The 12,768-nt window shown below is 63.4% G+C and carries 12 protein-coding genes and 1 pseudogene; 6 read left to right on the plus strand and 7 right to left on the minus strand.

The genetic code is table 11. The features are described 5' to 3' along the window. The first annotated feature begins 22 nt into the window (after positions 1 to 22). Complete coding sequence (locus JQ587_RS17590) at positions 23 to 1,630, plus strand: acyl-CoA synthetase (protein WP_212426087.1); 1,608 nt, start codon at positions 23 to 25, stop codon at positions 1,628 to 1,630. Positions 1,631 to 1,801: 171 nt separating this feature from the next. On the opposite strand, the gene JQ587_RS17595 is transcribed toward JQ587_RS17590, so the two are convergent. After that, positions 1,802 to 2,995 carry an MFS transporter gene (locus tag JQ587_RS17595; RefSeq protein WP_212426088.1) on the minus strand — a complete coding sequence of 398 codons (1,194 nt, stop codon included), beginning with the start codon at positions 2,993 to 2,995 and terminating at the stop codon, positions 1,802 to 1,804. A 180-nt stretch (positions 2,996 to 3,175) separates the two neighbouring features. On the opposite strand from JQ587_RS17595, the gene JQ587_RS17600 reads away from it, so the two are divergent. The 3 genes from JQ587_RS17600 to JQ587_RS17610 all read left to right on the plus strand — a co-directional run bounded on the left by JQ587_RS17600 (position 3,176) and on the right by JQ587_RS17610 (position 6,103). Then, complete coding sequence (locus JQ587_RS17600; protein ID WP_212297380.1) at positions 3,176 to 3,979, plus strand: MBL fold metallo-hydrolase; 804 nt, start codon at positions 3,176 to 3,178, stop codon at positions 3,977 to 3,979. A gap of 141 nt (positions 3,980 to 4,120) precedes the next feature. Next, positions 4,121 to 5,140 carry an alpha/beta fold hydrolase gene (locus JQ587_RS17605; protein ID WP_212426089.1) on the plus strand — a complete coding sequence of 340 codons (1,020 nt, stop codon included), beginning with the start codon at positions 4,121 to 4,123 and terminating at the stop codon, positions 5,138 to 5,140. Positions 5,141 to 5,155: 15 nt separating this feature from the next. Further along, on the plus strand, positions 5,156 to 6,103 hold the full coding sequence (locus JQ587_RS17610; RefSeq protein ID WP_212426090.1) for a fatty acid desaturase: 948 nt from the start codon (positions 5,156 to 5,158) through the stop codon (positions 6,101 to 6,103). Between the two features lie 57 nt (positions 6,104 to 6,160). Here JQ587_RS17610 and JQ587_RS17615 read toward each other — a convergent pair whose 3' ends face one another. Together JQ587_RS17615 and JQ587_RS17620 are read right to left on the minus strand one after the other, a co-directional pair. Continuing rightward, positions 6,161 to 6,400, minus strand: coding sequence for a hypothetical protein (locus JQ587_RS17615; protein WP_212426091.1), 240 nt, complete (start codon positions 6,398 to 6,400; stop codon positions 6,161 to 6,163). A gap of 98 nt (positions 6,401 to 6,498) precedes the next feature. After that, on the minus strand, positions 6,499 to 7,521 hold the full coding sequence (locus JQ587_RS17620) for a helix-turn-helix transcriptional regulator (protein ID WP_212426092.1): 1,023 nt from the start codon (positions 7,519 to 7,521) through the stop codon (positions 6,499 to 6,501). Between the two features lie 87 nt (positions 7,522 to 7,608). Here JQ587_RS17620 and JQ587_RS17625 point away from each other — a divergent pair, with 87 nt between their 5' ends. Beyond that, on the plus strand, positions 7,609 to 8,247 hold the full coding sequence (locus JQ587_RS17625) for a glutathione S-transferase family protein (protein ID WP_212426093.1): 639 nt from the start codon (positions 7,609 to 7,611) through the stop codon (positions 8,245 to 8,247). A 16-nt stretch (positions 8,248 to 8,263) separates the two neighbouring features. After that, positions 8,264 to 8,698 (plus strand): DUF6157 family protein, encoded by a 435-nt coding sequence (locus JQ587_RS17630; RefSeq protein ID WP_212297374.1) that lies wholly within the window; start codon positions 8,264 to 8,266, stop codon positions 8,696 to 8,698. A gap of 3 nt (positions 8,699 to 8,701) precedes the next feature. Here JQ587_RS17630 and JQ587_RS17635 read toward each other — a convergent pair whose 3' ends face one another. From JQ587_RS17635 to JQ587_RS17650, 4 genes and pseudogenes are all read right to left on the minus strand, one after another. After that, positions 8,702 to 9,487, minus strand: a complete 786-nt coding sequence (locus JQ587_RS17635) for an enoyl-CoA hydratase/isomerase family protein (protein ID WP_212426094.1) — start codon at positions 9,485 to 9,487, stop codon at positions 8,702 to 8,704. Positions 9,488 to 9,499: 12 nt separating this feature from the next. Next, positions 9,500 to 10,609: a cyclic nucleotide-gated ion channel gene (locus JQ587_RS17640; protein ID WP_212297372.1), complete on the minus strand. Its 1,110-nt coding sequence runs from the start codon at positions 10,607 to 10,609 to the stop codon at positions 9,500 to 9,502. Between the two features lie 154 nt (positions 10,610 to 10,763). Continuing rightward, positions 10,764 to 10,982 carry a hypothetical protein gene (locus JQ587_RS17645; RefSeq protein WP_212297371.1) on the minus strand — a complete coding sequence of 73 codons (219 nt, stop codon included), beginning with the start codon at positions 10,980 to 10,982 and terminating at the stop codon, positions 10,764 to 10,766. Positions 10,983 to 11,100: 118 nt separating this feature from the next. Further along, a pseudogene (locus JQ587_RS17650) lies at positions 11,101 to 12,544 on the minus strand (TAXI family TRAP transporter solute-binding subunit). Between the last annotated feature and the right edge of the window lie 224 nt (positions 12,545 to 12,768).

The raw sequence follows: 12,768 nt of genomic DNA on the forward strand, positions 1-12,768 counted from the left end.
AAAACATCATATGGAGGGACGCATGACCGGCGACACCGCAGCCATCATCTCGAAAGCGCGCGAGCATTCCATCGGTGACCTCTTGCGCCGCTCGGCGGGCCGCGAGCCGACCAAGCTTGCGGTGAGCTGCGGCAGTGTGAGCTGGACCTTTGCCGAGATGGACGCGATCTGCAACCGGGTCGGCCGCGGTCTGCTCGGCCTTGGCGTCAAGAAGGGCGACCGCCTCGCGGTGCTCTCGCGCAACTCGCACGCCTTTGCCGCGCTGCGCTTCGCCGTGGCGCGGATCGGCGCGGTGCTGGTGCCGATCAATTTCATGCTCAATCCGGACGAGATCAATTTCATCCTGAAGAGCTCCGGAGCAAAGCTGCTCGCAACTGGCCTCGATTTTGTGGAGTCCGCACGGACCGCAAGCGCAAAGGATTGTGCCGTCGAGAAGATGGTCTGGCTGCCGGGCGAGGATCCCGTCACAGCGCCTGCGGGCCTCACCACCTTCGATGATCTGCTTCATGCCGACGGCTCATTCCTCGAGGCATCCGTCGATAGCCGCGATCTCGCGCAGATCGTCTACACCAGCGGCACGGAATCCTTGCCGAAGGGCGCGATGCTGACCCATGAAGCCGTGATGTGGCAGTATGTCAGCTGCATCATCGATGGCGGCATGAGCGTGGACGACAAATTCCTGCACGCGCTGCCGCTCTATCATTGCGCCCAGCTGGATGTGTTCCTCGGGCCGCAAATCTATCTCGGTGCCTCCGGCGTCATCACGGGCAAGCCGACCGCCGACAACATCCTGGCGCTGATCCAGGCGAACAAGATCACCTCGTTCTTCGCGCCGCCGACGATCTGGATCGCAATGCTGCGCTCGCCGAATTTCGACAAGACCGACCTGTCGACGCTTCAGAAGGGCTATTACGGCGCCTCGATCATGCCGGTGGAGGTGCTGCTCGAACTGCAGCGCCGTCTGCCTGACGTGAAGTTCTGGAACTTCTACGGCCAGACCGAGATCGCGCCGCTCGCGACCGTACTCCGGCCGGAGGATCAGCTCCGCAAGGCCGGCTCGGCCGGCAAGCCCGTGCTCAATGTGGAGACGCGCGTGGTCAATACGGCCATGGAGGACGTCGAGGTCGGCGAGGTCGGCGAGATCGTGCACCGCTCGCCACACCTGCTCTCCGGCTATTACAACGATCCCGTCAAGACCGCGGCGGCGTTCTCCGGCGGCTGGTTTCACTCTGGCGATCTCGCCACCGTCGATGACGAGGGCCACATCACCGTGGTCGATCGCGTCAAGGACATGATCAAGACCGGCGGCGAGAATGTCGCGAGCCGCGAGGTCGAGGAGATGGTCTATCGCATCCCTGCGGTGTCGGAGGTCGCCGTCGTTGGTCTGCCAGATCCGCGCTGGATCGAGGCGGTGACTGCGATCGTCGTGGTCAAGGCCGGCGAGACGCTCGATGAGGAAGCCGTGGTGAAGCACTGCGCCGGACAGATGGCGCATTTCAAGGTGCCCAAGCGGGTGATCTTCGTCGACAGCCTGCCGAAGAATCCGAGCGGCAAGTTGCTCAAGCGTGAGCTACGCCAGCGCTTCGTCGGGGCTGATACCCTCGACAAGGCCATCCAGAAGAATTTCTGAATGTGAGCATGTCTTTCTTTTTTTGCCTCTCCTCGCTTGCGGGGAGAGGCCGGAATTCGAGCAAAGCTCGAATTCCGGGAGAGGGGAGCCTCCGCGAGTCTAACTGATACTGTGTTCGCGGAACCAGCCCCCTCTCCCCGTAAGAACGGGGAGAGGGAAAAGGACCCCGGCTCAATACTTCTTCACATGCGCGCCGAATGCCAACCACAGTGCCGTTGAGGCGAGGCCGAAGCCGCCGAGCAGCAGGAAGGTCGGGCCGTAGCCGATCCATTGCGCGATCCAGCCGCCGAGCGCGGGGCTCAAGCTCGCGCCGACACCTTGCACGGTGATGACGGCACCCTGGCCGAGATTGATGCGACCGGTGCCATCCAGCGAGCGCGCGACCATGCCGGGGACGGCGACTGTCTGTAATCCGGTGCCGATCCCGTCGAGCACCTGCATGGGGACGACGCCCCACCATCCCGTCACGAAGAACGCAAGCACGCCGCGGACGGGTAAGAACATGAAGGAGGCCAGGATCACCGGCCAGTAGTTGCGTTTTCCCGCGGCTTGCATGGCGACCAGCGATGTCACCACCATGACGCCCTGCGCAATGACCACGGTGGTCGCCACGAAGCTCGGGCCGTTGGCTTGTCCCTCAGCCACCGCCGCAAGACCATAGAGCGGGACGATCGCTGCATTGCCGAGATGGAAGATGGCAAGCGCAAGCGCCAGCACCAGGAGTGGCTTGTGCTTGAGGAGGACGGACATGGCATCCGGCGGGTTCTTGCTCTCGTCCTCCTTGCTGCCGCGGGCCTGGCGATCGTCGATCGCCTTTGCAGGAATCATCAGCACGCAGGCGATCGCGATGGCACCGAACACGGCCGCGAGCACGAACACCGCGACGTAGCCGAACTTGTAACCGAGATAGCCCGAGAGTGCGGCGCCGACCATGTTGCCGGCGTGGTTGAAGGCCTGATTGCGCCCGTTCAGCGCATTGAAACCCTTCTGCTTGGCGATGCCGAGCGTGATGCCGGTGACTGCCGGCACGATCGCGGCGCTCGCCAGCGATTGCGCGACTTGCGAAAACGTCACTGCCCGGAAATTCTGCGAGATCAGGATGATGGCGGACGCGAGCACCACGAAGATGCCGGGGATGACCACCCACAGCCGCTTGTTGCGGCTGGAATCGATGAAGCCGCCAATTGGCGTCGTGACCAGCATGCCCGCGACATTGCCGATCGTCAGCGCGGTGCCGATCAAGCCGGTGGCCCATCCGCGCTCTTGGAGGAATACGCCGACGAACGGTCCGATGCCGGACTGCATGTCCGCCATGAAGAAATTGACGGCGAATAGGGGCCAGATGCGGGAGGGGCGCGATGTCATCGAAACGCTGAACGTGATGCTGCCGATCGCATGAGGTCTCGCGCAGGTGGAAATGGCCGGCCGTTTGCGCCGGAGCGGTCTGAAAAGTAACATGCGCTAACCGCCTTGGTTCCTCCGGACTTGCGATTGGAGGGACGCGATGTCGCCTCATGTGTGTCCGCTCTCATTCTGGATCACGCTATGCCCCTTTGGACCTGCGAAACCTGCGGCGCGCAATTCCCGGACGCCGGAAAGCCGCCCGCATCCTGTTCGATTTGCGAGGACGAGCGGCAATATGTGAACTGGAAGGGACAGGCCTTCCTGGCCCGCGAGACGCTCGCCGAGCGTCACCGCCTCGTCTGGCGCGACGATCTCGGCCTCACCGGCATGGCGCTTGAGCCGAGCTTTGCCATCGGCCAGCGCGCGCTGCTGGTCCCCGATGACAAAGGATGTGTGATGTGGGACTGCATTCCGCTGGCGACGACGGAGGCGATTGCACAGGTCAAATCGCTTGGCGGTCTGACAGCGATCGCGATCTCGCATCCGCACTATTATGGCGCACTCGCCGACTGGAGCGAAGCTTTTGGCGATGTGCCGGTCTATCTTCACGCCGACGATCGCCAATGGGTGACGCGTTCGCATCCGTCGATCGTGCATTGGACTGGCGATCATCATCGCATCTCGGATGACGTCATGCTGCTGCGGACCGGCGGCCATTTCGCGGGCGCCACCATGCTGCATTACGCGCGCGGCGGGGACGGCAAAGGTGCGCTGCTCACCGGCGACATTGCGCAGGTGACGATGGACCGTCGCTTCGTCAGCTTCATGTACTCTTATCCGAACTACATGCCCCTGAGCGCCGCCGCGGTGCGGCGGATTGCAGCCGCCGTCGAACCCCTCGCCTTCGACCGCATCTATGGCGCCTGGTGGGGGCGCAACATTGCCTCAGGTGCCAAGGTTGCCTTCGCGGCGTCGGTGGAGCGATACATCGCGGCCATCGCGTGATCCGGCAGCCAAAATCTCCATTGCCTCCGTCAAATAAGTGGACTATTGGTACAGTTATTAAGCTCGACGCAACGATGCGTTTGCTGGTCAGGCATGATCGATGCATCGTGTTCTGCAGTCGCATGAGCGGGAGTTGGATGCATGACGGGGCAGCCTGATTACGAGATTTTCGAGGCCGGCGATGTCCCGCTTCAGTCGGGCGCCATCTTCCCAGCGATGAAGCTCGCCTACAAGACTTACGGCGCGCTGAATTCAGCCAAAGACAACGTCATCCTCTATCCGACCTCGTTCAGCGCGCAGCATGTCGACACCGAGTGGCTGATCGGACCCGATGGCGTGCTCGATTCCACCCGCTATTTCATCATCATCCCGAACCTGTTCGGCAACGGTCTGTCGTCCTCGCCGTCGAACTCTGGCATCGGGTCATTCCCAGAAGTCACCTATCACGATGCCATTGCGGTCCAGCATCGCCTGCTGACCGAACGCTTCGGCATCACAAGACTCGCGCTGGTCTATGGCTGGTCGATGGGCGGCATGCAGACCTATCACTGGGCGGCGCTGCATCCTGCGATGGTCGCACGCGCCGCGGTGGTCTGCGGCAGCGCGCGCTGTGCGCCCTACAACTATGTGTTCCTCGAAAGCGCAAAGGCAGCGCTCACCGGCGATCCGGCCTTCCGCGACGGCCGTTTCGTCGAAAAACCTGTCGCCGGCTACCGTGCCATGGGCCGCGTCTATGCCGGCTGGGCGATGTCTCACGGCTTTTATCGCGACGAGCTTTGGCGCGAGGCGGGCTTTACCTCGCTGGAGGACTATCTCGTCCGCAACTGGGACACGACTTTCGCGCGTCGTGACGCCAACGACCTCCTCACGCAAGCCGGTATCTGGCAGCGCGGCGACATCAGCGCTTGCCCGGCCTTCGGCGGCGATCTGGATCGCGCACTCGGCGCGATCAAGGCCCACATGCTGCTGATGCCAGGCGCGACCGATCGCTATTTCGATGTCCGTGACAATGAGGATGAGCTTGGCAAACTGGTCAACGCAAAATCGGCGGTGCTCCATCCGATTCCTTCGTTGCACGGGCATCGCGCCGGCAACCCCGTCAACAATCCGCGCGATCAGGCCTTCCTCAAGGCCGAGATCGCAGCGCTTCTCGACAAGTAGGCGAGGTCCTCGATCATGACTGACGCGACCGCTTCGGAGCCGGGCCATCGCCTGAAGCCGCTGAGTCCGGCAATGCTGCGAGAATTGTCGGTGCGCTCGAATTTGAGGGGGGCCACGCAGAGCCTCGGTCATTACGGCACGATCGTCCTGGTCGGTGCGCTGATCGGGATGACGTCATCGCGCTATGGCGTGCTCTGGGCGCTACCCCTGATGGTGATGCAGGGTTATCTGGTCGCCTTCCTGTTCATGGCGGTGCATGAGACCGCGCACAAGACCGCATTCAGAAGCCGCGGCCTCAATCTCGGGGTCGGCTATCTCTCGGCCTTCCTCATCGGCCTTCCTTACGAATATTACTGCCTGTTTCACTGGGACCATCATCGCTACACCCAGGATCCGGCGAAGGACCCGGAGCTGATCGTCGGCGTCAGGCCTGCATCCGACACGCAGCTTGCAGTCGCCTATAGCGGATTGCTCCAGATCGCCGGCCGGCTACGGCTGATGCTCGGCCATGCCGTCCTCGGCAAGGTCGTCGTGCCCTGGATCCCCGAGAACAGGCGCGCGACCACTGTCGCCGAGGCACGTGCCTATGTCGCACTTTATGCGCTGCTGTTCGCGCTCTCGCTGTGGTTCTCGTCTGCGCTGTTGCTCTGGATCTGGATCGTGCCGCTGATCATCGGGCAATTCTTCCTGCGGCCCTATCTCTATGCCGAGCACACCGGCTGTGACCGCACCCGCAGCGCGTTCCAGAACACCCGCACGACCTATACCGGCTTGCTCGTCAAATGGATTGCGTGGAACATGCCCTACCATGTCGAGCACCACGCCTATCCTTCGATCCCGTTTCACGCGCTGCCGAAATTGAACGAGATCGTCGACGACGAGATCGTCTATCGCGGGCGTGGTTACATCAGAACGACGCGTGAAACCTGGGCCTGGTTTCGGCGGAACCGGCAGAGCGCCTAGCTCAACCGCAAAACTCCGGCCGCAGCGCGACCGGAGCTTTATCGGAAAGGCACGATATCAATAGATCCCGTAGCCGCAGACATTCACGACGCGCACGCGCATGCCGTGGCGGGTCTGGACGACGCGCTCCTGGTAGCAATTGCTGACGCCGGCGTTGACGTAGAGACCGCCATAGCCAAAGCCCCAGCCGGGACCCCAGTGATGATGGAAGCCATGAGCCGACGCGGCGGTGGGCGCAAGAGCGGCGATACCGAGAGAGCCGGCGGCGATCAAACCAATTGCAAGCTTACGAAACATCTTCATTCTCCAGTGTGGCGCGGGGCCGTTGTTGTGTCCCTGCTTCTCGGTCGGGTCGAGATGCGATTGCGTTCACACGGGCAGGGGAGAATCGTGTTTCAGGATTGTTTCGTCGGCTGCGGCGAAGTGCGTCTCGGCCGGGCTTTCCGCGCCGCCGTGCGGTAACGCGCGGCCATCCCCTGCGTCAGCTCTGCCATCTTCTCGCGGAGATCGGCGGGCTCCAGCACCTCGGCCTCGGGGCCGAGCCGCAGCAATTCGGCCGCAGCGTGCCACGACGTCTTGCCGGTCGGCACCCTTGCGATGCGCCAGCCGTCTGCATCGGCGGCGTCCTCGATCTCCGTGCGCGCCTTGACGTAAGGCTGGCTCAGCGCGTCGAGCAACTTCACCCCGAACGGCGAGAGCCGGACGATCGCGACGTTCGGATGCATCTCGGCCTCGAGCCGCAGCGTCGCGTCCTGCCAATAGGCGGCGAGATCGAAATCGGCGGGACGGTCGAAGCAGTCGTCAAGCACCACGCAGTCGAGCACGCGCGCGACGCGATAGGTGCGCACACTGCCGTCGACTTGTCCGGCGAGATACCAACTGCCGCCCTTCAGCACGAGGCCGAGCGGGGCGACACGGCGCTGCTTCTCGGCGCGCCAGCTCTGATAGCGGATCTTTATCAATGCTCCGCGCAGCGCGGCACCCGCAATGGTGCGCAGATGTTTTGGTTCTTCTGCCTCGCCGAACCAGCCCGGGGCATCCAGATGGAAGCGCTCCTGCATGCGCCCAGCGTCTTCGCGCAGGTTAGCAGGCAAGGCCGCCATCAGCTTGTTTTGCGCGGCGATCATCGTGGCGTCGAGCCCGAGCGCTGCGGCCGGGCCTGGGAGCCCTGCGAGGAACAGCGCACCAGCTTCGCTCTGCGACAAACCGTTCAAGCGCACGCGATAGCCGCCGAGCAGGCGGTAGCCACCCTCCGCGCCGCGGTCGGCATAAACGGGAACGCCGGACGCCGCGAGCGCATCGATATCGCGATAGATCGTGCGCACCGAGACCTCAAAGGCCTCCGCAAGCTCAGGCGCAGTGACCTGCCCCTTGGCCTGGAGGGTGGTGAGGATCGAAAGCATCCGGCTCGCACGCATGGTTTCTTAAACCATACCTGACACAGGATGTCAGGTATGGTCGGCTAAAGATGCGCGCATCGCAAGCCGGCCCGAGGGAGACCCGCCATGACAGACCCGAACCGCATCACGCTGTATTATTCGCCGCAGAGCCGGGCGACAGGCACAAGGGTGCTGCTGGAGGAACTCGGCGCGCCCTACGATCTCCACGTCCTGAACATGAAGGCCGGCGAGCAGCGGCAGCCGGCCTATCTCGCCATCAATCCGCTCGGCAAGGTGCCGGCGATCCACCACGGCGGTGCCTTGGTGACCGAGCAGGTCGCGATTACGATCTATCTCGCCGACCTGTTTCCGCAGGCCGGCCTCACGCCTGCGCTGAACGATCCGCTGCGCGGGCCTTACTTGCGCTGGATCGCCTATTACGGCTCATCGTTCGAGCCGGCCCTGATCGACAAGTTCATGCAACGCGAGCCCGCGCCAATCACGCAATCACCCTATGCCGACTATGATACCATGCTGGGTGCGCTTGAGGCGCAGCTGTCGCAAGGGCCATATCTGCTCGGTGCGCGCATGACCGCCGCCGATGTCCTATGGGGCGTCGCGTTCAGCTGGACCATGATGTTCGGCATCGTGCCGAAGAAGGACGTTTTTGTCCGCTATGCCGAGCGGATGACTTCGCGGAGCGCTTTCCAGCGCATCAACGCGGCGGACGACGAGATGGCGGCGCAGCATGCCGCGGCGGGATGAAGAGGCCGAATCTCATATGACCAGACCGATCCATACGACTAACTGTTTCGACACGTTCATTCGGGTTGCTGAGGACTGTCCGGCGCGCTTCGGTGAGGAGCCGCCGCCGCGGGCAGGGCGACCAACAGTGGCCGGCCTGCAATATGCGATGATCGCGAATGCACCTTATAGGTACACGTCGGACGACGTGATCTTCGCGACCTCGGCGCATGGGCGTGAACTTGGAGCCAAGGTGACCAAGTCGGAGAGGACCGCTGCCCGCTCTGCGTTCTTCTCGCGCGGACAGGCCTGCATGCGAGCCTCGGGCCTCGGCAAGCGCTACGGCTGGGGTGTGCACGCCGACAGTGAGGGCCGAATCGCGATCTACGCCGTCGACAGCAAACGCTATCAGGCGCTGTCGCGCGATTCAAAGCTCACGCAGACACGTGCGATGCGGTCGAAGCGGGGGTGATCCTCAAAAGCGCGGCGCTCTCTTCTCCGCAAACGCCTTGATGCCTTCCTTGATCTCGTCGCCACGCATGCTGTCCCGGTGACGCCGGTCGGCAGCGGGCTCGTCGAGTTCGCCACGAGCAAATTCGTTGATGGCGCGCTTCATGCCGCGCATCGCGTTCGGCGCGTTGCCGGCGAGGATATTGGCGAGCTTGTCGACTTCCTCGTCGAGGAACTCCACCGCCACCATCGCGGTGAGATAGCCGAGCCGCAGCATCTCCGGCGCGGTGATCTTCTGCGCGGTGAGGAACAGCTTCTTGGCGTTGTCGACGCCGAGCCGCGTCACGTAGCGTTTGATGCCGCTCGTGTAGTAGTGCAGCCCCAGCCGAGCCGCCGGCATGAACATTTCGGCGCTGTCGACGCCGATGCGGAAATCGCAGGCGAGCGCGAGGTCGGTCGAGCCGCCATAGACGCCGCCATTGAGTCGGCAGATCGTCGGCACGCCGAGATCTTCCAGCCGATTGACGACCACCTCGAAGGCAGAGCCCGCGCTCTGCTGCTCGTTGACGCTCACCGCCCGCTCGGCGACCGAATTGAGGTCATAACCGGCCGAAAACGCGCGTCCCGTCCCGGTCAGTACCAGCACGCGGATATCAGGATCGGCCTCAACCCGGTCGAACAGTTTGACCAGCTCGCCGAGATCTTCGGCCTGGAGCCGGTTGAGATGCTTGGGCCGGTTCAGGCGGATGGTGGCGCGGGCTCCAGCGATTTTGAGCGCGGGGGGACTTGCCGCGTCGGCTGTGTCCGACATTCTTGTCTCCATTTACTTGTTTTCGAGCGTGCGGCGCTTCGCCTCGGCGTCGATGGTCTCGGCCAGATCAGGATGCCGCGCCATCAACACGCGGAAATCGACGAGGTCGAGCACCAGCAGCCGCGACACTTTCGTGGTCGACACATTGGCGCCGCGCATGTTGTTGCCGAGCAGCGCCATCTCGCCGAAGAAGGCGCCTTCGCCGAGCTGGACCTTCTTGCCGGGGAGGTCCACCTCGACCGCGCCGGCGGCGATGAAATACATGCAGTCGCCCTGCGCGCCCTTGCGGATGATCATGGTGCGGGCCGGCAGCTCCATGGTGCGCAGCATGTGCGTGACGTCGGCGATGGCCGCAGGCCCCAGCGCCGCGAAGAACGGCACCTTGCTGACGGATTCCCAGGTCTTGAGGAAATTGTCACGCCGGGTCTCGGCGGCAAATCCGGTCGCGAGAATACCGGTCCAGAGACCGAACACTCCAAGGCCGGAGATCATCACCAGCGCGGCCACCATGCGACCGAGCGGGGTGACCGGCACGACATCGCCATAACCCGTCGTGGTCAGCGTGACGACCGCCCACCACAGCGCGGCGGGGACGCTGCCGAACGTCTGCGGCTGCACATCCCGCTCCAGGAAATACTCGGCGACGGAGGCGAGGAAGACCACCATCAGGAAGATCACGAGCACGCTGACCAGCGGCCCTGATTCCAGCACGAGCACGCGGCGGAGCTGGCGCAGGCCGGGAATGCCCGGCACTACCTTCAAGACCCAGAGCACGCTCAGCAGCCAGGCCGTCTTGGGCTCGGCGCCGAAGATCAGCGCGACCGGTACGGCCAGCGCCCCCAAGGTGTCGACCAGCCCGGCGGAGGAGGTCATGTAGAGGCCCAGCCGCCCCTGCCCTGCCATATGGCGCAGCCGGACCAGCCATTCGAAAACGAAATAGACGAGACAGGCCCAGAGCAGGAAATCGACCCAGCGGTGGGCCGTCTCATAGGCCGGATCGAGTGTCAGCAGCACCATGCTGACCACGCCGACGATCACGGCCACATAGGCCGCCTTGGTCATGTTGCGGCCGGCGGTCGCGGCCACGAATTGGGCCAGAGCGGGAAACATCGGCTTGGACATGCGGGATGGCGGCTCGGTCTTGTGCTTGCAGCCCCGGGATGGGACTTCGGCGCCAAAGTGCCCGCCCGCACTGGGGCCGTCAACGATGGGGAGCCAGCACCTTCTGCCCGGATCAGGGCGCCGATGCTGGTGCCTAGGCGTTGCGTTGTGGGCGCTATTTGAAATGTGGAGGTTCGTCATAGCCTCGGCGGCTGCTCAAGAACAGCAGCATCATCAGGCCGATGCCGACGACCACGGAGAACCCCGCCCCGAGCGCCAGTGCCACGTAACCTCCTGTCGGGATCGGATCGCCTTCGACCGCCATGGCCGAATAGCCGAAGTAACCGACCGCAACCAGCATTCCCAGCAAGATGGTGAGAAGGAGCATACGCATGGTGCGTTCTCCGGTTGTACCTGTAACCAACGGTTGCGCCAGGCAAACTGTTCCAGGAGCCGGGGCAGCGATTTGCCAGGAAAGACAAGACCTCCGGTCGCCGGCAGGAATCGATAGGTCAGGCACTCTGAGCTGTCTTCACCACCACGACATTGCTGTCATCATGCGGGGGAGGGGCAGACTCGCGGGCGGCGCTCTCGATTTCGCTGGCGTGACGCTTCAGGTAGTCGCGGCGCATGCCGATTTCGTCACGGACGAATTCATAACCGAGCTTGAAGGTGTCGAGCCCGTCGGTGCTGATCGTGCCGTCGCGCAGGCCGATGACCGCGCCCCGCAGGATGCTCTCGAGCTCGTCCTGAAGGCATTCGAGCTGATCCAGCGAATGAGCGTGCTCGATGCGTTCGCCAATGTCGAGAATGGCGGTGGAGAGCTCGCTCGCCTTTTCCGGCGCGATGCGGGTGATCTTGGCGTAGATCGCAGCGAAGATCGAGCCGATGACGCTGAGCGCGGCGGCGCCCAGATACATCATGTCGCTGTACTTATCCATGAACGACTTGGTGTCGTCGTTGATGTAGTCGGCCGCCCCCTGATGCGCCATCACGTAGGCATCCTTCTCGACCGAGGCCGGCTCGATGTGGGTCGCGAAGCCATTGTCGAGCCCGAGCGCGGACTTGTTCTCGTAGACGATGCGCGCGATGTCGCCGGCGGTGGTCGCCGACATCTTGGATTGCGCGACCAGCAGCCATTCGAGCCCGATCGTGTCGAGATCGTCGTCAGGAATCTCGGGCGATGCGGACAGCGTGCCGGCCGTCAGCGTCTCATCGGAGATGCCCGGGAATTTGCGCGCCAGCGCCTTGGCTTCGTCGATCGCATTCAACGTGAAGCCGCCGCGTTTGGCGACCTGCTCATAGGCCTTGTCGCGTATGGCCTTGGAGGCGTGAACGACGGCGATCACCGCGCTGAAGCCGTTGGCCGGCGCGAACAGCTTATCCAGCGTCGCGCCTTGCGGCGCCATCTGGATCCTTGCGGCGTCGGGGCCGTCGGGAATGTCGAGGAGGTTGCGGACGAAGGCGAGCGAGGCGTCGTTCTCGGCGAGAACCGCGACCCTCCTCTTCTTCAGCTCGGCCAGTGACTTGATTTTCTTGTTGCCGGGACCGAGCAGCAGCACGAGATCGTGGTCCAGGATCGCCAGTGTGCGTGCGCGCGGGCACTTTGGCATCGGTGCGCAGGACGACGAGATCGGCCTGCCTGCGGTCGAATTGCGCGACTGCCTTGGCGTTGTCGGGGCTATTGACGATCTTGACCCGGAAGCGCGAGGCGTTGGTCTTCAGCACGTTGGCGAGCTTTGTCGCGAACAGCGCCTCGTCGCTGTTGGGGGCGCCGACGGCGAAGATCAGCGTCTCCGAATTGTGCAGCAGGGCTCGGCCGGCCCAGACGGTGGCCAGCGACAACAATAGGGTCAGCACGACATACAGCAGGACCTGCTGCTGATTGGTCTTGATCACCTTGGGACGCCGGGGCGGCGGGAGTTCGGTCGACGAGGTCGGGCCTTCAGCACTCATGGCAGCACTCTGGCCTTATTTCAGGAGGCGCGGGCGGGCTCGGTGATCACCGGCGGCACGCACGAAAATTCCGTAAGCGTCTGAAAAAAGAACAATAATCCTCTACCTGAGGATGATAGCGCCCCAGCCACAGAAAGCAAATTCCGCGCCGAAGGTAACCTCAGCCGATCCCGCGCCGATGCGAGAGGCTATCACCGTTTAGCCACAGTTGGCGATTTTCCAGT

The organism is Bradyrhizobium manausense (assembly GCF_018130615.1).
Taxonomy (GTDB): Bacteria; Pseudomonadota; Alphaproteobacteria; order Rhizobiales; family Xanthobacteraceae; genus Bradyrhizobium; species Bradyrhizobium manausense_A.